The 19,976-nt window shown below is 43.2% G+C and carries 20 protein-coding genes and 1 pseudogene; 13 read left to right on the top strand and 8 right to left on the bottom strand.

The window, feature by feature from the left end; all coding sequences use genetic code 11:
- Positions 1–6: 6 nt before the first annotated feature.
- A complete protein-coding gene (locus DI392_RS18015) occupies positions 7–1,002 on the bottom strand; it encodes a 2-hydroxyacid dehydrogenase (RefSeq protein WP_109321086.1) in 996 nt (331 codons plus the stop codon).
- A 413-nt stretch (positions 1,003–1,415) separates the two neighbouring features.
- On the opposite strand from DI392_RS18015, the gene DI392_RS18010 reads away from it, so the two are divergent.
- Complete coding sequence (locus DI392_RS18010) at positions 1,416–2,459, top strand: GMP reductase (protein WP_109321085.1); 1,044 nt, start codon at positions 1,416–1,418, stop codon at positions 2,457–2,459.
- A 144-nt stretch (positions 2,460–2,603) separates the two neighbouring features.
- The gene (locus DI392_RS19845; protein WP_245884137.1) at positions 2,604–2,843 is read left to right on the top strand and encodes a hypothetical protein; all 240 of its coding nucleotides are present in this window, start codon (positions 2,604–2,606) and stop codon (positions 2,841–2,843) included.
- Between the two features lie 414 nt (positions 2,844–3,257).
- On the opposite strand, the gene DI392_RS18000 is transcribed toward DI392_RS19845, so the two are convergent.
- The 4 genes from DI392_RS18000 to DI392_RS17985 all read right to left on the bottom strand — a co-directional run bounded on the left by DI392_RS18000 (position 3,258) and on the right by DI392_RS17985 (position 5,679).
- Entirely contained in the window at positions 3,258–3,803 is a 546-nt protein-coding gene (locus DI392_RS18000; RefSeq protein WP_109321084.1) for an Lcl C-terminal domain-containing protein, read from the bottom strand.
- An 85-nt stretch (positions 3,804–3,888) separates the two neighbouring features.
- Positions 3,889–4,929, bottom strand: a complete 1,041-nt coding sequence (locus DI392_RS17995) for a gluzincin family metallopeptidase (protein ID WP_109321083.1) — start codon at positions 4,927–4,929, stop codon at positions 3,889–3,891.
- Positions 4,930–5,024: 95 nt separating this feature from the next.
- On the bottom strand, positions 5,025–5,228 hold the full coding sequence (locus tag DI392_RS17990) for a hypothetical protein (protein WP_109321082.1): 204 nt from the start codon (positions 5,226–5,228) through the stop codon (positions 5,025–5,027).
- 28 nt (positions 5,229–5,256) lie between these two features.
- Positions 5,257–5,679 carry a hypothetical protein gene (locus tag DI392_RS17985; protein WP_146194547.1) on the bottom strand — a complete coding sequence of 141 codons (423 nt, stop codon included), beginning with the start codon at positions 5,677–5,679 and terminating at the stop codon, positions 5,257–5,259.
- A 153-nt stretch (positions 5,680–5,832) separates the two neighbouring features.
- On the opposite strand from DI392_RS17985, the gene DI392_RS17980 reads away from it, so the two are divergent.
- The 7 genes from DI392_RS17980 to DI392_RS17950 all read left to right on the top strand — a co-directional run bounded on the left by DI392_RS17980 (position 5,833) and on the right by DI392_RS17950 (position 12,761).
- Positions 5,833–7,260 carry a HesA/MoeB/ThiF family protein gene (locus tag DI392_RS17980; RefSeq protein WP_109321080.1) on the top strand — a complete coding sequence of 476 codons (1,428 nt, stop codon included), beginning with the start codon at positions 5,833–5,835 and terminating at the stop codon, positions 7,258–7,260.
- A 133-nt stretch (positions 7,261–7,393) separates the two neighbouring features.
- The gene (locus DI392_RS17975) at positions 7,394–8,191 is read left to right on the top strand and encodes a hypothetical protein (RefSeq protein ID WP_109321079.1); all 798 of its coding nucleotides are present in this window, start codon (positions 7,394–7,396) and stop codon (positions 8,189–8,191) included.
- 52 nt (positions 8,192–8,243) lie between these two features.
- Positions 8,244–8,468, top strand: a complete 225-nt coding sequence (locus tag DI392_RS17970) for a hypothetical protein (protein WP_109321078.1) — start codon at positions 8,244–8,246, stop codon at positions 8,466–8,468.
- A gap of 59 nt (positions 8,469–8,527) precedes the next feature.
- Positions 8,528–9,532 carry a hypothetical protein gene (locus DI392_RS17965; RefSeq protein ID WP_109321077.1) on the top strand — a complete coding sequence of 335 codons (1,005 nt, stop codon included), beginning with the start codon at positions 8,528–8,530 and terminating at the stop codon, positions 9,530–9,532.
- Positions 9,533–9,546: 14 nt separating this feature from the next.
- A complete protein-coding gene (locus DI392_RS17960) occupies positions 9,547–10,062 on the top strand; it encodes a hypothetical protein (protein WP_109321076.1) in 516 nt (171 codons plus the stop codon).
- A gap of 68 nt (positions 10,063–10,130) precedes the next feature.
- Positions 10,131–11,510, top strand: a complete 1,380-nt coding sequence (locus DI392_RS17955) for a hypothetical protein (protein ID WP_109321075.1) — start codon at positions 10,131–10,133, stop codon at positions 11,508–11,510.
- Between the two features lie 186 nt (positions 11,511–11,696).
- Positions 11,697–12,761, top strand: a complete 1,065-nt coding sequence (locus DI392_RS17950) for a DUF4407 domain-containing protein (protein WP_109321074.1) — start codon at positions 11,697–11,699, stop codon at positions 12,759–12,761.
- A 52-nt stretch (positions 12,762–12,813) separates the two neighbouring features.
- On the opposite strand, the gene DI392_RS17945 is transcribed toward DI392_RS17950, so the two are convergent.
- Positions 12,814–16,998 carry a tetratricopeptide repeat protein gene (locus tag DI392_RS17945; protein WP_181388461.1) on the bottom strand — a complete coding sequence of 1,395 codons (4,185 nt, stop codon included), beginning with the start codon at positions 16,996–16,998 and terminating at the stop codon, positions 12,814–12,816.
- 557 nt (positions 16,999–17,555) lie between these two features.
- Between DI392_RS17945 and DI392_RS17935 the strand changes: the two genes are divergently transcribed.
- Both DI392_RS17935 and DI392_RS17930 read left to right on the top strand, forming a co-directional pair.
- On the top strand, positions 17,556–17,921 hold the full coding sequence (locus DI392_RS17935) for a hypothetical protein (RefSeq protein ID WP_109321071.1): 366 nt from the start codon (positions 17,556–17,558) through the stop codon (positions 17,919–17,921).
- A 60-nt stretch (positions 17,922–17,981) separates the two neighbouring features.
- Positions 17,982–18,428, top strand: coding sequence for a hypothetical protein (locus DI392_RS17930; RefSeq protein ID WP_109321070.1), 447 nt, complete (start codon positions 17,982–17,984; stop codon positions 18,426–18,428).
- Between the two features lie 34 nt (positions 18,429–18,462).
- Here DI392_RS17930 and DI392_RS17925 read toward each other — a convergent pair whose 3' ends face one another.
- Positions 18,463–18,846, bottom strand: coding sequence for a ParB family protein (locus DI392_RS17925; protein ID WP_281259841.1), 384 nt, complete (start codon positions 18,844–18,846; stop codon positions 18,463–18,465).
- A gap of 44 nt (positions 18,847–18,890) precedes the next feature.
- Here DI392_RS17925 and DI392_RS17920 point away from each other — a divergent pair.
- A pseudogene (locus DI392_RS17920) lies at positions 18,891–19,016 on the top strand (integrase); the annotation flags it as partial.
- Positions 19,017–19,126: 110 nt separating this feature from the next.
- Here DI392_RS17920 and DI392_RS17915 read toward each other — a convergent pair.
- Positions 19,127–19,687 (bottom strand): TetR/AcrR family transcriptional regulator, encoded by a 561-nt coding sequence (locus tag DI392_RS17915; protein WP_109321068.1) that lies wholly within the window; start codon positions 19,685–19,687, stop codon positions 19,127–19,129.
- 98 nt (positions 19,688–19,785) lie between these two features.
- On the opposite strand from DI392_RS17915, the gene DI392_RS17910 reads away from it, so the two are divergent.
- The coding region (locus DI392_RS17910; RefSeq protein ID WP_181388460.1) for an HPP family protein at positions 19,786–19,976 on the top strand (191 nt) is incomplete at its 3' end.

The raw sequence follows: 19,976 nt of genomic DNA, 5'->3' as shown, positions 1-19,976 counted from the left end.
GGAAGATCAGCTAATCAGTTCATTCCCGCTCTTGGTTCCGCTGAAAAAGCTCTCAATGTTGTTTAGCGTGGTTTCAGCGATATTTTGCAGCGCGTCTTCGGTCAGAAATGCCTGATGTCCGGTAAAGATCACATTGTGACATGCCGAAAGACGGCGGAAAATATCGTCAACAATCACGTCGTTGGACTTGTCCTCAAAGAACAGTTCCTTTTCATTATCGTACACATCCAGTCCTAATGCACCGATCCGGCCACGTTTAAGTGCTTCAATAGCGGCAGCTGAATCCAGCAACTCACCCCGGCTGGTGTTGATGATCATCACACCGTCCCGCATTTTATTAAATGCATCTTCATTCAGCAGGTGATAGTTCTCTTTTGTCATCGGGCAGTGCAGAGAAATAATGTCTGATTTGGCGTAGATCTTATCCAAATCGCAATATTTTGCGCCTAGTTCTACCGCAAGAGGGTTTTCATAAGGGTCGTAGCACAGAATCTCCATACCCAGCCCTTTTAAAATGCGCATCGTTGCAACACCGATTTTTCCGGTACCGATAATGCCCGCGGTTTTGCCATAAAAGTTAAAGCCAACCAGACCTTCCAGTGAAAAGTTAGCGTCACGGGTTCTCTGATAGGCTTTGTGGAAACGGCGGTTCAGGCTCATCATCAGACCAACGGCGTGCTCTGCTACGGCCTCTGGAGAGTAGGCCGGAACACGCGTCACCTGAAGCCCCAGCTTTTTGGCTGCTTCCAGATCGACCCGATCAAATCCAGCACAACGCATGGTAATCAGCTTTGTCCCGCCTTTTGCCAATATCTCCAGCACGTCAGCAGACAGGTCGTCATTAACGAAAGCACAAACAACATCACTGCCTTGTGCCAGTTTGGCTGTTTTGGTCGTCAGACGAAAGTCGTGATACTGGAATTTATATTGTTCTTCAGAATTGGCCTTTCTGAACGATTTTTCATCATAAGATTTTGAACTGAAAAATGCGACTTCTAGCATATGGGCTCCTCAATAGCATATATCACTACGTGATGATTTTGATTCTGCCTATATAGATACCCTGAATATTAAAGAAAATAAACCACATTTTATCGATGGAAATGTTGCAAAAAAGCGTTTAAAAACAGAGGAAAAAAATTATGCTGGGGGGAGTTTTTGGATATGAAGATAATCGGGATGGTATCATAAAAAAAATGCAATTATCAGACTTGTCGGAAATAAATCACAGCCTATAATGCTGAAAACCGGAGCGTCTGCCAACGCTCCGGTTTTTTTGTGTCCGAAAAACGGTAACGGGTCTGCCAACCCAAAACCACGCACGACAATTTGAACGGGTGCTTTTGTCACTCAGTACCTTTTGTATTCAATACTCAGTGCCGGGCACACAGGTCAATAAATCAAGGAATTACATCATGCGTATCGAACATGAACTTAAGTTAGGTTTTAAAGACGTCCTGTTTCGCCCGAAACGTTCAACGCTAAAAAGCCGCTCCCAAGTAGATTTAACCCGCGAGTTTACCTTCAAGCATAGTGGCCGTCAATGGAAGGGCGTACCTATTATAGCCGCCAATATGGATTCAGTAGCCACATTTGAAATGGCGAAAGCACTGGCTGCCCACGATGTGATGACGGCTGTACACAAACACTACACGGTGGAAGAGTGGCAAGAATTTGTAGAGGGTTCTGACGCAGAAGTGCTGAAGCATGTGATGGTGTCCAGTGGTACGTCTGAAGCTGATTTCGAGAAAATGAGCGCAATCCTTTCTTTTAGTGACGAGCTGATGTTTATCTGTATCGACATTGCCAACGGTTATTCTGAACATCTTGTTGAGTTTGTTACTCAAGTTCGTGAAGCCTTTCCGGATAAGGTGATTACTGCAGGTAATGTGGTTACCGGAGATATGGTTGAAGAGCTTATCCTCGCAGGAGCTGATATTGTTAAAGTAGGGATAGGTCCTGGCTCAGTATGTACGACCCGTGTTAAGACGGGAGTAGGCTATCCTCAGCTTTCCGCCATTATTGAGTGCGCTGATGCCGCACACGGTCTTGGTGGGCGTATTATCGGTGATGGTGGCTGTTCTTGCGCTGGTGATGTTTCCAAGGCATTCGGTGGCGGTGCAGATTTTGTCATGCTGGGCGGTATGCTGGCCGGGCATGATGAATCTGGTGGTGAGATCGTCGAAGTGGATGGCAATAAGTTTATGCGTTTCTACGGAATGTCCAGTCAGTCAGCGATGGATAAACACGCTGGCGGTGTCGCCGGATACCGTGCCGCCGAAGGTAAAACCGTTCTGCTGCCATTCCGCGGCAGTGTCAATTACACTATTCAGGACATTCTCGGCGGTGTGCGCTCTACCTGTACTTACGTAGGGGCTGCTCAACTGAAAGAACTCACAAAACGAACCACCTTTATCCGTGTGCAGGAGCAGGAAAATAACGTGTTCGGGAAAGAGTAACTGAAAGGTTGTTATCTCTTTTGTAAATACAACCATACATTGCAATAAAACAACCATACGTTGAAATTTTAACAACCATACCTTGCTGCTGTATAAAAAGTGTACCATACTTTTGAAAGTTTACTACGGGTGTGGTTGTTTTATATGAAAAAACGAATCCTCAAAAACTCTAAAGTTAAGAACATTTCCCGCTTTGTTAGCTTGAAGACAGATTCAGTTCAAACTACTGAATCTGATCTTGAGTTTGATGCATGTTTTCATTTTGAATTTGCTCCGCAAATAAAGACAGTTGCACTTCAACAAGAACAAATAGATACAAAGCTAAGTGCATCATTTCATATCAATGTGCAGTTAAATATTAGCAACTTGATTAGAGGTTGGTGAGCTAGATCATTGAAAGTTTGCTAACTTTTAGTGTTGATCACATTTTAGATATTCAAGTAGGCATAAGACTTCAAGATACTTTTTCTTATCTGGACTGATGGCATCAGGTCATACAACCTAAGAAGATTTTGTCCAAAACCTTGCTGGAAGAGCCTGGATTAACAAGGTTGGGAGGCGATTAGCTTACTTGGAAACTCCGGAAGCAAACCGGGTTAAGCCTGTTTCCTGATGGCCAGTATTTTGTCACCATTTCAGTCTGTTTCATCAGACTCTTTTTGAACTCATTACAGCCAGAGCCCCTTATCCTTAAAGGGATTGACGATGATTTGTAACAGGGGTTTTGCCTGTTTCAGGCTGCCCTTTCTTGTCAATGTTCAGGCTGAACATTGACAGTGTATGGGGCAATGGCAAGTATTATTCCTTCGTGTCAGCCTGTCTCACCAGACGAGCCCGGGCATAACTGAATACCGAATGCGGACCGACCGCTCTTTTTTGCCTGTGGAGATAATTTACAGTGGTTTTCGTATGCTCCGCATTGGCTACATAAGCACTCGAGGACCAGAACATATCCTTGGGGTTATTCGGGAAAGCATTCAGGTCAATGGTCGGCTCTGTTAACTCCGGATCAATTAAAGACTCCAGCTCCTCTTTTTCGGGGAGGTACCAGTCATGGTAGCCGCCTTCTTCGTTCTTTCCGGCTGCAGAGACTGCCTCTTCCCACCGGTAGTGAGCCGCAATCCCGGCACAGGTGTTTCCATCCCATGTTTGCCCCAGTGCGCACCGCTGCCACATCAGGCCGGTGGTTTTATCCAGTACGAGACTGCCACTGATAACGTCAAAGCGATTGGGTTTCGGCTGCCTGTCTTCGGCATTTTTTGCATGAGCCAGGCCTGTAAAGGAAAGTACAGAACCAAGAGCCAGAAGGGGTATCCAGAGTTTTTTTCTTCGGTGAAAAGCCATACTGCTTACCTTTGTCGGTTAACTATTTCGCGGAGATTAAGAATAGCCATAAAACTCCCCTGCTGAAAAGCAAAAATTTCCGGGTTCATCGGATGCTTGTCCCTGCCTGCAGCTTTAAGCTGCGTGATTCACTCAGGTACGGATAGTCATAACCGTACAGTTCATACATCCACCGGTCATACTCGGCTTCCACATCCCGGCCGGAAGCTGCAAACATGTGGTGAAAGTCATCCTCATCCATGGCCGAGCACGGCTCTTTCCGCTCTCTGAGCAGGATTTCTTTCATCAACGTCCTGCCCAGTTTCGTCGTTACCAGAAACTCGGAAAACAGCCAGCCATTTGAGTAAATAAAGTTCTTGCTTGTGTATATTTTTTTGTCCGGATACGTATTGATCCTGAGAGTCGTTGCCAGGCTTAAAGGGCGGAATTTCAGATCGCCCCGGTCGGTCGTCCACCTTGATGCCCCTGCATGAAACTCGCCCGGCTTCTTTTCTTCGAGCTGGCTGAACACCTCCGCCGTTCCCTCATCTAACCAGGCCGCCAAATCACCTGCAAGTCTGTGGTTAGAGGCATGCGTTATTTCATGGACGGTGGTTCTCAGGCCCTGCTCCGGGCTCTTATACAGAAGATAAATATTCCCGTTTCCGAACCGATAGAAACCGTTTGTATTTGGGGATATTTCCTCCTTTAGTGCTTTCTCGAGCGTTTTTTTATCGGGATACATGTGAATGCTTGCCTTCACTGTCCGCAGGTTCTCTGCTCCCAGCACATCGGTATAGAAGCCCTGGATGGCTGAAAGCCTTTTCTTTAAGTTGCGGAAGAACTGATTTTTGTCCCCTATCAGTCCCGGCCTGGCATAAAGGTTAAGCTGAAACATACCCTGCTCCAGGGTATGCTCAGTTTTTCTGAACGACTCATGCCCCGGAACAAAACAGGTGTTGGGCACCGGCTTCTCCGGCGGCTTCCAGTCAGGGTTGCTGTCAGCTTCCTTGTAGTACATTTCTTCATTGTAAGATTCAACGTCAGCCACGAACCCGTCATAGGCAGAGCTGGCGAGCCGGTAAGCCAGCCCTACCAGACAGAGAGCGGTGACAGCCAATAGGCAGAATATGTGTCTGAGCTTCATGCTGTTCCCTGTAGTAGTTCATGGCCGGATAAGAAGTGAGTAACTTACAAAAACTGAAATAGTTACTCTGGTTTAATTGTTATGAGCTTATTCGTTTAATTTATTCTTACTCGCAGAGTTGTAATACCATCTCTGTATCCCATTATGTAACCTTCCAAATAACTGAAAATATTTACTCCCGGTAACCAGATTACAGGTTTTGTTAAAATTAGCTCCCATGCAGCCATTCTTCTTTTTCCGGAAGAACCATGCTCGTATCCTCTCTTGAATCCAGAGCGATACATATCAAAAATGTCCATAATCATCTCCTGTATTTGTTTCCGTTTCTTATCTGTTAAATTGGCTATGTTTTTTTTGTATCGATTTTAAAAAACTTAATAAGCTACTCTTTTTACCTAAGTCTTCAGGGGCAACAGCCCAATTTGGGGCTGGTTCAAAATTGATGTGCATCCAAAAAGAGGATCCGGATGCTGAACATGTACCGCTATTAGACGTTCCGGTCTGACACTGTATTAGTCTTTTGTTTTCTGGTGAATTTCGGATGTATATTCCCATTGGAGCTGATTCAGGGTAACGATCCAGAATAAGTAACAGCTCTATACAACTGTCCTCTGTCAGTGGAAAGTTTTCTATTTGCATACTGTTTCCCGACGGCCCCAGTTCTACCACATGCTTAGTCCCGGGAGCTGTTTTATTCAGCCACTGTGTGATTATGGTTTTTTCCTGTTGGAGTAGATTTTGTCTGGTCATGTAATTGCTCCGATTTCTTATCTTGATATGAGATAAACGAAGCCGCGGAAGCTGGTTTTCAATTTTATGGAAAAAAATTTTTTGCTGATTTTGAAATTGACCTGAAATCACCTCGTTATCTCTTGTATAAGTCAGGCATATAAGGACAACGATATGACAACACTTCGACTTTCTCCTGAGGTTTTTCAGTTTCTAACTAACAAGCACCTTTCTGATAAGAAAGAGCATTTTTCTTTCGCTATAGCCAGAGAAATACATACACACAAAGTAACTCTCCGGGGGACGGTGCTTTCCTTGGCCCTGACAGGCAACCTGTTTATTCCTGAACAATTTATTTCATCTCACTCAGTTGAGATCTGTGCAGATGAGCATCAGCAAGTGGTTGCCAGAGCGATAGAAGAGGCGAAATTTTATTCTCACTCCCGGGTTTATATTCTGAATATTCATGATCACTGGTTTAGCAACGAGGCTGTTTTTAGTTCAGTTGATGATAGATCTGACCGGGAACTGGCTAAAACATATGACCGTGTAAGTAAAGAAGCAGGTATAGAACTTATACCTGTTTCTATAGTGATAGGGAAAACGCAGTGGGCTGCCCGTATACCAGTTCGAATGCCAACTGGTGAATGGGGATTTCATCCTGTTCGTCTGTTGGTGAATGATATTCCGATACGACGTCTGGACAGCACTGTAGATAGATATCCGGATATGCTTCATTCTCGTCAGCCCTGGCTACAGGATGCGGATCCACTGATTAAAAACCTCAATGTAGCGGTTGTTGGCTGTGGAGGAAGCGGCAGTATTGCAGCTGAAGGCCTGGTGAGAATGGGGTTTCGGCGGTTGACTTTGATCGATGCTGACAGGGTTGAGTATCACAACCTTAATCGCCTTCAGGGTGCCGGAGAAGGGGATATCGGAAAGCCCAAAATCCAGGTCGTAGCAGAACACCTGAAAAGAATCTTTCCGGATACTGATATAGAAACCTGCATGGAGCTTGTATATCAGCCTGATGCACAGCAGCACCTCAGAGATTGTGATTTGATACTGGGATGCGTGGACAACAATGAATCACGTTGGTACCTCAATCAGACGGCTGTTCATCTTAATCTTCCTTATCTGGATATCGGCAGCCGCATCTTTTTCGAAAGAGGAGGGCGTCGTGATGCTACTCGGGTGTCTATTATCGTTCCGGGACGCACACCCTGTGGTTACTGCACCCCTCAACCATTCTATGAGAAAAAAGTACCGGAACGTTTTGTAAATAAAAATATTCTGGCTGAACAACGAAAATCCGGCTATTGCACCGGCTCGGATAATAACTCAACGCCTGCCGAGCAGATCTATTCGCTGAACATGCGCGCAGTAAGTGACCTTCTGGATGAAGTTTCTTTACTGGTATCAGGCTCTTCAGATAATGCGGCTTTTTCAGTCTTTACTGACGGCGTAAGCGGAAAACGATCCAGACTTCGGGTAAGTGATTTACCCGCGAGTATGGTTAATCATCAATGTGCGTTTTGTGCGACGGTAAGAGGGGATGGAGTACTTCCTGTTGATAATAAACAGGAAGTTCAATCTGATTAAGGTGATAAAAATCAGAGGGTTATTTTTTTATTTCCAATTTAGATAAAAAAGTTTTTATAAAAAAGACTGAAAAAATGAAAAAAAATAAATCTGACGCCGTTTTATCAGTAAATACAGCAGAAGGAGCTTGGATATGAACATATTAAGTTATTGGAAGCATCGATTTAACAAGGGGAATAAATCAGTACCGCAGTCTGTTACCTGTGTAGATGATAACGAGGGACAACGGTCCGAACCTGTTACCGATTCTCGACTTTTGTTAATTGATCTGGATAACGTGGCCGGAGGGGAGAGTGATGCTGCCCGCAGCATGAGAAATAAATTTCCGGAGTTGATTGAATTAATTAAAGACACTTACTTTCCGGGTGAATCCGTAGAAATTCGTATTTATGGTTATTTGAATAAACACCCGATAGCAGAAAACCATCAGTATTCATTGATTGATACGCCTCCTGTTACGGCTGCAGGTAAGACGTTAGCCGACGAGAATATTTTATGGGACATGAGTCAGGCATACAGAGCCGGGCGGCCTGTTGCTCTGTGGGCTAATGACTGTAACTACAGTATACATCTCGGGCATTTCTCCCAATCAGGGCTTGATACTGTGTTACTGATTAACGGTTTTGGTTCCCGGGTTCTGAGGGACAGCTGTCCGGTACATCATGATATTCGCTGGCAGTTGGTGCGGGGATTGTCTATTCCGGCAGAAGAAATGGCCAGACGGGATCTGTTTCTTGCCAATAATGGTCTCAGCGAGGAAAAAACACAACTGAATTACAGATGGGTGAAAACACTGCTGAGGACTTATCTGATTAAAGGCTGGGAAAGTCGTATCTCCAGGCATGATGTAATAAAGCTTTTGCGCCGTTCCCTGCCAGAATTTCGTATTGATACAGACCAGGAGGTGATTACCTGTATTAAAACTTCTTGATGAGTGAGTGATAAACGGCAGTTAAATCAGAAATAAATTAGAGGGTGGAGTTATGGGTAATAAAAGCAGTAAAGTTATTGATGTCATCTTTGACGGAGAGATCTTCAGTGTTCCGGAGAACACGAAAATGGGGGATGTGGTGCCTTCAAATGTTACCTCGGTTAATTATGTTAATAAGACCGGTGAGCTCGTGACATCAGAACGTGCGAGTGAATGGAAAGACATGAAGGTTGCGCCTTATATCAGCAGTAATATCACTTCTATTAATAAAGGATAGAGAACTGTTGGGGCTGGGTCTCCCGGCTCCCTAATGGAAACAATGAATAAGGATAAATTATGACTCAACTAGTTCATGATGAGGTAAAACAAGAAAACTCTTCTGGTGAGTATCATTTACTTGATATAAATAATCCGTTTCATCGCAAATTGATCAGTAATATGTATCGTTTTATCAGCGATATTGCTCTCAAAGCGGCTATAAATAAATTGGCTGGTTCGGGGTATGAAAGTAGTGCGGATGATTTGGCTCAGGATGTGATCCTTTCTTTCCATAACACTCGATTGCTTACAGAAAAGGTTTTTGTTAGAGGAAACAAGTATTTTGTCTCAAAGGATAATGCTTATTATCCTGTAGAACAGCATATAAGAACAATGATCAATTCTCGATATATTGACCGGATAACATATGATGGCCGACATGAAAGAAATAAAAATATTGTTGATATAGAGACTAATGAGAAAGATGATACCCAAGGATTTAACTCTAACTTATATTTAAAGTCGGAGAAGGAATATTTGGGTGTAGATCAACAAAATGTGCTTAAAAAAGAGGAAAAAGATAAAAAGAAAAAAAAAGAGGAAGAAGATAAAAATAGAAATAAAAGAGATAAAGATGGATTATGCATTGGTTTTATTCAATTTGATTCTCCGGAAGAAATAGCAGAGTGTCAGAAGTTAGCTGAGCTTATTGTTATGGCTAGGAGTGAAGCCTTTAACCTGCACTGCGTAGAAAAGGTACCTAAGGGTATAACAGCTGCTCATGAAGGTATTGATATTCCAGTCCATCGCTCACTGTTCGGTGATATGGCTCTGACTAATAGGTTTTCAGATGCATTAATGAAATACTCAGTATTAGCTGAAGAGGACCCTGATTTTACCAGTACGCTTGAAAATTCGGTAGTCCTGGCCTATTTGAGAGAACTTGATGCGCCGATTATGTCGACTCATCGCCTTCGCTGTCAGGTGTTGGGCCTGATAATGGAGCCCGCGTGTGGTACCGGAGTGTACAAAAAACATAATAAGTATTTTACTGACGAATTGTCTAATTTAATGGCTGACTAAACAGGATGGATATAATGAGAGACTTTGACAGAAAATTTATAAAAGCCCTGATGTTAGTTGAGCAAGAAAGACAATCAGACCATCAGCAGGCGTTTGAAGAGCTGCCTGACTTTATTCAGGAGGCTATTTCCCGGGCTAGGAATGATGATTCCGAAGAAGTTAAACAGGACAATATCATTTCGCTGGAAATGAAAGCGGCAGCGGCGTCAGCCGATACACCTGAACATGCATGGTTTGATGATGTTCAGCGTGTGAATGGCAGGCTCAGTCTGGATCTTAAAGAGCACCTTGGCGGGAAAAAGCTCAGTATCAACATCGAAAGTGAGGATGGAATGCCGATATTCCCGGGTGAGGTGACTGCCGGAGAGGTTTCCTTCTGTATCTGCGACGGAGGTCAGACCTTGCTGCTGGCTCAGGGAGAGCTGATGGATGAAGGTGATTTTATTGAAGGTGAAGGCAGATTAAATCCGGATATCGAGCACTACGGCTATCGTATACTCGATAAGCTGATCGTAGAATTCGATATTTAACGGCGGAAAACTGAAAAAAGCAGCTCCTTTTATCGTTAAGTAATTAAAGACAATAAAAGGAGTTGTTTATGGCCGGAATACAAGACTTACACATATTTGCCAGTCAGGGCATTGGCGGGTTATTTTCAGATATTCACTGGGTTCCCTCAGTTCCTGATATCGGTTCCGTTGTTAATATCAGGTTTAGCGGATCAAACGTGACCGCCTCCATCGATGGAGGCCCTCTTTTTCAGCCCGGAAGACAAGACTACCCCCTTGAACTTTCTGAAAACAGGGACTACATCGTGTATCTGTATAATAACCAGGGGAGGATGGTAGCAGAAAAAAAAATATCTCCTCTTGTTCTGATCCCCGAGGTGTTTATTGATGCACCTGCTGAGATTGTTTTTGAGCAAGATGAGCTTCTGGTTCGTCTGCAGTGCAAAAACAGCTGTGCTCAAACCCTTATGTACAAGACTGCAGGCGGTGAATATACCGAACTGCAACCTACTGCCCCAAACCTTTATAGGATACCTGTGGAAGAGTGGACCAGCCAGGTAGATATTCTGACAAAGGTCAGCTCGGTACATGCGGAATATACGCAAGAGGCCATCCAGCAAAGCCATACCACGGTTAATGTGCGGCCGCTGATTCCTTCAATCCATCTGGGGCTTCCTGATGAGGTTACTTTTTCATCAAGAGAGTTTGATGTAACTCTGTCTGCAGAAAATGCAGCAGAGGTAACACTTTTGTACCGGGTCGAAGGTGAAGAATTCAGAGAAGCGCAGCATCTGGTCGGAAACAGCTACCGTATCCCGGTATCCCGGTATTCAGAGCACCGGATTGAAGTGGTAGCCTCAGCGGTATCACAACATGTTCTCTATACAGAAGAGGCTGCCTGCCGATCTGAAGTTATCATCAATGTAATGACTCCGGAGCCACTGGTTGAAATACAGAATACGGACTTTATGGTCTTTGACGCCAGTGCTGTTGCAGAGGTTAACATTCAGTGGGCATCTGATGTTCGGATTCAAAATGAACAAACAGGTGAATGGCTGTACGAAGGAAATAACGAGCCGCTCTATGAGTTACTCACCATAAGGCTTCCCGCTTATTCGGAGCTGTGCTCAGAAGTAATGTGGTCGATTTACTATACCGATTTGAGCGGGATGCGGAAGGTGAGAAAAGCAGATATTCGTTTTCACTCAAGAGTACCTCGAGCGTGGGTCAATTTTGAGCAAGAAGCATCTCGTCTTGTCATTCGTACCGAAGGCCTGCGCAATATCTTGCTGAGCTTCCCGCAACGGGGCCTGTATACCCACATTACAGACTCATCAATAGTATTGCCTGTCAAATATCGTAGTATACCTCTGAAGGGAGAACTAACTGCTCTGGATGACAATGAGCAGCCTTTTAAACTGCCTGTATCTATACCCGCGCGGGAACTCAGGCGATATCGGGGAAGATAAATGAATTCGTACCTGAATATTCATTTCTGAGCCGCCTGAAGGCGGCTTTTGACAGGTTGGCATGGAGAGCGATTCCTTTGTATCAGCTTATTCGGTTCTACTGGCAGAAAATTAACCGGAAAATGAAAATATACTTCTTTGGGTTCGTTACATAAATAAGCAACGACGCTAACTAAGGAGTAAACGATGCAGAATTTTCTTTTACGTCTATCGGCTACCGATACCGAAGCTTTATCCGGGCTGCCTAAATCGGCATATTACACAAGACTGACCCTGGGGTGGGCTATTTTTATTCATATATGTATATCTCTTACTGTATGGGTGGAAGCTATGTATACGTGGTTTGGCATTTATGCCACACCGGCGGCAGTATTCATTACCGGACTACTCGCCTCTATTGACCGGCTGATTGTCGCCACTCCTATCGCTATTCCGGATGATCCGCATATTGACTATCGTACTAAGGGGCAGCGGCGATCCACCGTGTATAAGCGGCTGTGCCTGAGTATATTTTTTTCTTCGCTGACCGGACTGACATTTGCACTCAATTTTTCGGAAGATGCTATCAATGACGAGTTAAACCGGATTAATAATAATGCTAATAAGGTGTTAATTCGTGAAAGAGAGGGAGAGCATCAGGCCTTGCTTGAAGAGAGTATTAAATTGCGTGACAAGGCGCATAGTGAGCTGGCCAGACTGGAAGCAGAAGGGAAGCGTCTGAATCTTGAAATAGAAAAATCGACAAATGCAGCAGCAGAAGAAAGGAAAAGGGCAGCCAGGGAAGCACAGACAGGTTGCTATACCAAGTGTAATAATGCAATTAGAAATGTAAAAATTGAAGAAAAGAAAATCGCTGATTTGCAAAACATGCTTCCTGATACCAGAAGAGTTAGCAACCTTCAGCAGAATATTACGACTCTGAACAATCGTATTCTTCAGCTCAAGACCCCCATGACGATAGATCAGCTCCAGGCTGAAGGTTTTACTAAAGCGGATATAGGTAGAAGTTTAACTAGTCGCATGAAGGGCTTTGTCTCACTACTCATGCGGGATCAGTTCACCTGGGTTCTGGTAGCTTTTTTTATAGCGGGCATGATAGTTTTAGAACTGACTGTTCTCATTGCCCACACTATAGCCTCCGGAACAGAAGGGGAGCGGCTCTACAGCCATAGTCTCCTTCTCCAGAACCGTTTCTATCAGTGTTCTATCTGGGATACATACGAAAGTAAGATTGCTCAGTTTTCTTTATAGTTTTTATCTGGCCCCTAACGCATGGGGCCTTACTTTAATTTATACTTGTTTGTCAGGTTCCGGGAAGGGCCTGCAGCTGTTTTTTGATCTCTGTTTGTAACGGTGTCAGTTCTTCATTTGTTTTCCCTTCCAGCCAGCTGAGGTATTGTTCCCTGAATTCAGCTGCCTTATCGTTTTTTTTCTGTTCAAGTAACAGCTTATAAAGATACAGCGCAGAATCTGCAGTGCGGTCTGATTCTATCCCTTCTAACTTTTTGCTTGTGTAAAAGTGCAATTTTCTGCTCTCTAGGGCTGTCTCTGTTATCCCGAGCTTCTGCCACATAACTGATCCGCTATTTAGTGTAATGAGCGTTGTCGAGTCTTCCGGACCAAGCTTTTCCAGTGACTCTGTCATTGCTTCTGTTTGTAAATCCAGAGCTTTGTCCACTTCAGATGTATTAAACAGTTCAATAGCGTGTTGTATTTTTGACAGAATTATGTGCGATGTATCTAAATTTCTTTTTAGAATATTATTATTCTTTGACACGAGATTTTGAATCAACTCTAAATTTGGGTCGCATGCGCCTTTGATATATTTATAATCTTCAAGAAGATCTGTAAGCAATAGTCTGGCTTGCTCAGCCTGTTCCTGCTCTACCAGCCCTGAAGCAAACAGTAATCGTGCTTCCAGCATGGTTGCGTCTGTGCCGTCTGTTCTCTCCCCGATTCTTGTGGGTTTATCATTCAGCACATCCTGTGCTTGCTGGCAGAATCCCAATTCATTTAGTAAGTTGGCCAGTGCTTTTTTGCTGAGTTCTATAACAGGGTCTTTTGGGGGGAAGGTTTCTTTTGCGATATTTCTGAACTGTTCCAGTAATCTAAGGGCTTCATTGTATTGTTTGGCGCTTTTGTATTGAGATGCCAACATATTCATTGTAAAAAGTGTTCTTATATCGGTTTCACCGAACTTGTCTTTTTCAATGGAAAAAACTTCTTTTTGCAACATAAGACTCTCTTTGTCACGCCCTATTTTCTGATAAATAGAAGCAAGCCTATTCATAGTGGTCAGTGTATTTTCATGACTCTCGCCGAAGAGATTTTTTTGAACGTCAAGCACTTCTTCTAACAGTAACGCGGAGTCATTAAATCTGTCTTTTGCGTCCAATACCATGGCCAGATTGATTTTTGTTGCCAGTGTTCCGGGATCGGTTTTACCAAAATAATTTGTATAAACAGGTAAAATATCTTCCAGTAAACTCTGAGCTTCACTGTATTGCTGAATATGATACAAGGTAATGGCTAGCTCACCCTTCGCCCATAATGTGCTGCGGTCTGATTTTCCGTACAGATATTGATAGGCTTTCAGTACTTCAACCTGCAGATCCTTAGCCCGCTGATATTCTCCCGCTTGATTAAGGCTATGTGCCAAATTGATTTTGCCAGCAAGTGTCTGACGGTGTGTGCTGCCGTATTGCCAGGTTAATCTATCAACCACCTCTTCACGCCACTTTATAGCCTGTTGGTACTCTCCTTTTTTTAGAAGAATCTCGGCAAGGCTATCTTTGGCAGCCAGTGCATCTAAGCTGTTTTCTGTATTGTTGTCTTTGTAGTAAGCCAGTATTTCCTCATTTAACTTCTGGGCCATATCTGATTTTGACAGTTTTTCGTATATTACAGCGAGCTTTTGCATCGCGATAATTGTCTTTATGTGCTTTTTCCCTTTCTTCTCTGTATCGAATCTGACAACATCAGAGATATATTTCTCAGCGTCTTTATACAGTCCCCATTCAATATAGAGTTTTCCCAGTTGAAGCTTCAATGTATTTTGTAATGAGGGAGACTCTGCCAGTTTGTTTTGTACGCGTATCTCTACCGGTCTGACAACTTTCTTAAGTAAGGTCTGGCGGAAAATATCAGCAAAATCAGCGTTCCTTAAGGTATTGTTGAACCCGATAAGTAGCTGTTCGCCGTTTTTCTCCTGCAATAAGTTTTCACGAAACAGCCTTAATATTAAAGGTGTCATGTCATCCGGATTCAGGTCATGTAGAATACCTGCCTGTAATTCTGTTACCTGCTCGGCTTGTCGTCGTTGTTGCTCCGCATCAAGGTAAAACCAAAAGGTAAGAGCTAGAAAGAACAAGGACACAGCGGTAAACCAGCTTATTCGTTTAATCGTTCTTTTCGTCTGATGTAAGCAGGATGTGTTCAGATATTGCCTGAGTAACTCGTTACCGAACCTTGCCTGGCTCTCAAGTACTTGACCTGTTGCCAGTTCTTCCTTGTGTGTCAGGAGGTACTTGTTATTATTGTGTGTCAGCCACAGGTCATAGCGGCCGCGGATATCACGCAGCCATTCCAGTTGCTCCCGGTTTTTTTCAAACCAGGTATGTACTTCTGACCAAAGTCGGTTGTCTGAATATTTGTTGTTCGGGAGCAGGATATTGTGGGCCAGCCTCAGTTGTGGGTTATCCGTACTGCCGTTACCGACAATCAGTCCGCCTTTCATCAATCCACGTATAAGCTGATCCAGGTCGTTAGCGTTGCGATAGTGGCTTAGATCCCGGTACCTTACACTCAGAGAAACAGGGATACCCTGATGGTCAATACCGATGAAGGCACTGAACAAATCATGCAGCAAATGGATCTTTGCCTGTTTTTGTTCCTTTTCTCCCATGTCTTTGAAACGGGTCTGACAGATATTTTTAACGGCATAATCGGCTTGTGTAGTTATGACTCCGTCCAGAGTGCCGAGTGACTCATAGAGTTTATGGGTAAAGGTCGGCAGTTTTTGTTCTTTTGATTTTTCATGAATTAAGCTAAGAGCGAAGCTTACAGAAGACAGGGGAGCAGATCGGGCATCGCGAATAAAACGTTCTTTTATTGACTCCGCTTCCCCTTTCTTTTCTAGTGACCAGGTAAAACGCAACATGTCTGAGAGAGCATTAACCATAAACGCCCTCTGCGCCTCCGCCATGGGCTTCAGCTCTTCATTTGGCATAAGTGACAGTTCGTCAAATCTTGTTTGGTAGTCTGAGCGAACAATCAGAAGAAACCGAACCGGTGCAATTAGGCTGAGTTCTGAGACCCAGTGACAAAAATAGGGAACAAACTCCCGGTATCTTTCCGAAAGCAGCAGCTCTTCCACCTGATCTATCACAAGCAGTACGGGTTTGATATCCCGGAGTTGATCTTGATTCTTGTCCAGCTTCTTCAGTTGTGCATAAGCCGACGGAATTTTCGTATAATGTTCCGGTTCTAATCCGGTGTCCTGCAAAATCTGTGTGAGAACGGCTGCACGGAACTGTTTGGTATCGTTTAATTTTTCCGGCGTAAAATAGTGCGCTTTCGGAAGAAAGGTCCCTCTGAATATTTCTGTTTTTTCAGTAAGTTGTGGAGTGAGTCCTGCCAGGATAAATGAGCTCTTTCCTACGCAAGGTCCTCCGTGGACAATAAAAGCCTTTTTCTGTGAAAAAGCCTGTATCGCCTGTTCAGAAAAAAAACGAATATCATCATCACGGCCAAAGAATATCTGGCGCTGGCTGTAACCGAATGGGTTCAGACCGGGCAACGTATAAGAGCGGCCGCTATGTTCGTCTGCTTTGTATCCATCTATTATTCTTTCCAGAGCCAGTCCTAAGCTTTTGACGGCGATCAGCTCACCACCCAGATTGCTTATGCGTTCTTCATAATCATTCCATTTTTCTTTAGGTAGATAATCCTTATTGCTTTCAGGGAGAAAGACAATAAAAGGGGGATGGGAGTTGTGGCCTTGTTTGGTAAGAAGCTTTTCCAGCTGTTCAATTTTTATATCCAGCTCACCGATAAATCCCACTTCGCCGTCTACGGTAACACTGCCGGTAGCGTAGATAGTGACAGTTTTAAAAGTCATCTTTTCAACGGAATTATCCGAAAGGAGGGTAATTCCCTGCCAATACACTCGGGCACACTCCAGGGCATAAGCGAGCCCAGATGAGCTGCTGCCTTCACTAAATTCCGATAAACCAGAATCTCCGCAAGGAGTGAGTTTCACTTCGATACTGAAGTTTACCGATCTGGTCAGCAGACGGGAAAAACTGTCCAGTCCGGAAGTTGCTGCATCTTTAAGATACCAACATTGCTCTTGGACAGATTTTGAAGTGCCTGATTTATTTGAATTAAGAACGCGTTCAGTTCCCCTACTCAGAGTCACTTCGCAGCCTTTTGTATAGGCTGTTGCTTCAACCTTAATAACATTTTTAGTCGTGAGGATGTGTATCATAGTGCCTACCAGAAAAATAATACGCTGCAGCTTTTTCTCATAAGATGAGATGACCATTTATTAAGCTAATTGTCCAATTATATTCACATGTAATAAGGAATAAGGAATACAAAGCAGTATATGCGTGACTTTGTCAGAAGGTTTTATATAGCTTTGACAAAAGGTTTATAAAAATAAACACAACGAAGACTATAAAGAAGTAAGGTATAAGTAACATTCCCCATGCTACAAAACCGGCCAGAGAACCCGGGAATAGGTTGATAACATCAAATACATGATAATTTGTGAACAGAGAAGCTTCCCATTCTATAAACGTCTTAGAAATCTTAAGAAGCCAGGACAGACAAACCACAAACAGTAAAAATCTGAAAAAATTCATGCTCATAAACTTACCTTTTCTGTTGTGTACCTACCTTTAAGGAGGCTGAGATCAGAGATACTAGATTAACGATGTGGGATTATCTCTTTTTCAATTTCGACTAAATTTTTACTAGTTTGAAAACAATGACCTGATAGCTCGTTACTTTAGCACTATAAAGCTAAAATAAGGGGTAGTAATGGAGATACTGATTGTTATAAATAATCAGAAAACCGGCTGGCAAATACTGGAGTCAACTTACTCAGTTTCTTCCGGTTTTCCTTACAGTGATAAGCAGGGGTTAACCCTCAGGTTTGACATGCTTCCTGACCCCAGTTATTTCACCGTAGAAATTCGTCCGTGGCATCCGGAGCGTCCCCTTTTGCTTACTTCTCTGATGGAGCCATTCAAGGATACTTGCGCCTTATTCGAAATTATTCAATGTGGAAAAGTGGTCGGAAAAGGGACTCTTTATATAAACACCGATGGAACATTTGCCGGCGGATCTGGTCAGTGGTCTGCACAGCCCCAAAAAGGTATTGCACATTTTAAGTTACTGAAGTGAAAAAAAGCCTTTTTCATATCGTTTACTCTATATCAACAATACGATAGTAAGGAGTGCATCATGGCAACAAAATTCCAATTACTTCAGCAAGAGGTGGCAATGATTAATCGCTGGATGTCAATGTTTGACCCATCTTATCCTTTTAACATTATGCTCCCGTCACCAGACAGCATGATAATAGAAGGCTTTCCTTTACCATCCGGAATTAAACCCGATAGACTTGAGCTTTGCTTATTGCTGGATAATTATCCGTCTGAAAGCCCTATTGGACTATATATTCGGGATACCCATGATAACCGTATTTTGGTTAAACAGATCAAAGAGATGTTTAATGTATTTCAAGGTGATGCTTATCATGGTGCCCCGTCGATAAACGGTTATCACTGGGTATGTTTACATTATGGAAGTGCTAGTGACTGGTCATTTAATCCAGAGAATCTGCACAAGGGAGACTGTATTTACAAGTTCCTTGAACGTTTCCATATAAGATGCAAGCAGTTGAATTAACCCCAGAAATAAGAAAAGGGTGCCCGAAGCACCCTTATTTTTGGTATTCCTTTAGTACCTCAGTAATAACAGAATCCAGCTCTTCCTGGACGGAGGCGGGAAGGCGGCCGAATTCATAGGAAAAGTTGCGTCCTTTGACGCGCTTGCGGGCAAAGACGCCTTTGGTATCGAACTCTGCCAGCGGCGTGACCTCGGCCTTATCCGTGGACTGCTTTTCTTCAGCCAGTTTCAGCTCTGCTTTGACGGCGCTGATGATGGCGTCTTTCTGATCCGGGATGGAATATTCAGCCTGAATATTGACAAGCTGACCATCAATATTGCTGACGAAGGTATCCAGTACTTTTCCGTCACAGCACACACTCATCACCTTACTGAGCAGGGTGTAGTCCGGGTGGGAGCTGCAACAGTTGTAGTCGATAATCAGACTTTATGTTGACCAATAACACCTAAGAGGAGGTCAACATGAGAAAGTTATCTTCAGGAAAATGTAGCGGGATAAAAAGACCATTCAAGTTGGAAGAGATTTGGCGAATCAGAACTAGGCTAGAGCTTGAAAACGACCTAATGCAGCTTGCACTATTGAACCTAAATTATGGACTAGCGACATATGGCAGTCATTGACCTACTATTTCTAATGCACCTGAAGAGAGAAGTGATCCTATCGTTTAAGTGGTCATATATCATTAGCCTTGAGTTGGTTAACTCAAGCGTTCTTGAAGCACTTTTAATATCTCAAGGCAATGTTTTATCACTGTATGACTGTCTCCACTCATATAAGCCGTTGTGATAGCGCCTTCTTTTAGAACGCATATTGATTCTAATAATAAAGGATCTTTACTATGAAGATGTCTTTGAATGACTCTACGTACCTGTTGTTTATGTTGGTTACAAAAACGAGAAATTTCACTATCTATATCGCTAAACTCGGCGGATGTGTTAATAAAAAAGCACCCTCTAAAATTGCCAAGTGTAGGTTCTTGGTTGTCAAACCAACTAGCTAATGCATTGAATAAGTTTTGAATTATGTCGGTATCAGAATCAGAGTCTGAAAGCTTGCTTTCTAGCCAGTCTATAAAACGTTCATGGCGTTGGTGCAAAGCCGCCAATATCAAAGCTTCTTTACTATCAAAATCCGTATATAAGGTTCTTTTCGCAACTCCGGATGATTTCAGAATTTCATTGATACCAATGGAGTTGATTCCGTTTCGATAAAAAAGCTCTAACGCTGTGTCGATCAATATCTGACGTTTTTTACTCATATGCATTCTCCTTTAAAACTATGTTGACACAAGTAGACCGATCTGTCTATTTTATAGAAGTAGACAGGTTGGTCTACTAACAGAGGAAGCAACTACGTATGAATAATATTATTTTGTCAATTATTGCTGGGATTGGAGCGAGTATTGCCATTGGTGCATTGTCGTATTTCGATCATACCTTTTACGATATAGCTCTATTGATGGCACCATTTGGAGCAACCACGGTACTTGTGTTTGGTATTCCGGATAGTCCGTTGGCTCAGCCAAAGAATGTGATTCTAGGGCATTT

Origin of the sequence: Vibrio albus (assembly GCF_003144035.1) — a bacterium.
Classification (GTDB): Bacteria; Pseudomonadota; Gammaproteobacteria; order Enterobacterales; family Vibrionaceae; genus Vibrio; species Vibrio albus.
Note: the sequence above shows the minus strand (reverse complement) of the source record. Positions and strands in the feature narration are given on the sequence as shown.

Bases quoted from the DNA above. Each gene is read 5' to 3' on its own strand.
- DI392_RS18015 (WP_109321086.1), bottom strand. From the start codon at position 1,002: ATGCTAGAAGTCGCATTTTTCAGTTCAAAATCTTATGATGAAAAATCG.
- DI392_RS18010 (WP_109321085.1), top strand. From the start codon at position 1,416: ATGCGTATCGAACATGAACTTAAGTTAGGTTTTAAAGACGTCCTGTTT.
- DI392_RS19845 (WP_245884137.1), top strand. From the start codon at position 2,604: ATGAAAAAACGAATCCTCAAAAACTCTAAAGTTAAGAACATTTCCCGC.
- DI392_RS18000 (WP_109321084.1), bottom strand. From the start codon at position 3,803: ATGGCTTTTCACCGAAGAAAAAAACTCTGGATACCCCTTCTGGCTCTT.
- DI392_RS17995 (WP_109321083.1), bottom strand. From the start codon at position 4,929: ATGAAGCTCAGACACATATTCTGCCTATTGGCTGTCACCGCTCTCTGT.
- DI392_RS17990 (WP_109321082.1), bottom strand. From the start codon at position 5,228: ATGGACATTTTTGATATGTATCGCTCTGGATTCAAGAGAGGATACGAG.
- DI392_RS17985 (WP_146194547.1), bottom strand. From the start codon at position 5,679: ATGACCAGACAAAATCTACTCCAACAGGAAAAAACCATAATCACACAG.
- DI392_RS17980 (WP_109321080.1), top strand. From the start codon at position 5,833: ATGACAACACTTCGACTTTCTCCTGAGGTTTTTCAGTTTCTAACTAAC.
- DI392_RS17975 (WP_109321079.1), top strand. From the start codon at position 7,394: ATGAACATATTAAGTTATTGGAAGCATCGATTTAACAAGGGGAATAAA.
- DI392_RS17970 (WP_109321078.1), top strand. From the start codon at position 8,244: ATGGGTAATAAAAGCAGTAAAGTTATTGATGTCATCTTTGACGGAGAG.
- DI392_RS17965 (WP_109321077.1), top strand. From the start codon at position 8,528: ATGACTCAACTAGTTCATGATGAGGTAAAACAAGAAAACTCTTCTGGT.
- DI392_RS17960 (WP_109321076.1), top strand. From the start codon at position 9,547: ATGAGAGACTTTGACAGAAAATTTATAAAAGCCCTGATGTTAGTTGAG.
- DI392_RS17955 (WP_109321075.1), top strand. From the start codon at position 10,131: ATGGCCGGAATACAAGACTTACACATATTTGCCAGTCAGGGCATTGGC.
- DI392_RS17950 (WP_109321074.1), top strand. From the start codon at position 11,697: ATGCAGAATTTTCTTTTACGTCTATCGGCTACCGATACCGAAGCTTTA.
- DI392_RS17945 (WP_181388461.1), bottom strand. From the start codon at position 16,998: ATGATACACATCCTCACGACTAAAAATGTTATTAAGGTTGAAGCAACA.
- DI392_RS17935 (WP_109321071.1), top strand. From the start codon at position 17,556: ATGGAGATACTGATTGTTATAAATAATCAGAAAACCGGCTGGCAAATA.
- DI392_RS17930 (WP_109321070.1), top strand. From the start codon at position 17,982: ATGGCAACAAAATTCCAATTACTTCAGCAAGAGGTGGCAATGATTAAT.
- DI392_RS17915 (WP_109321068.1), bottom strand. From the start codon at position 19,687: ATGAGTAAAAAACGTCAGATATTGATCGACACAGCGTTAGAGCTTTTT.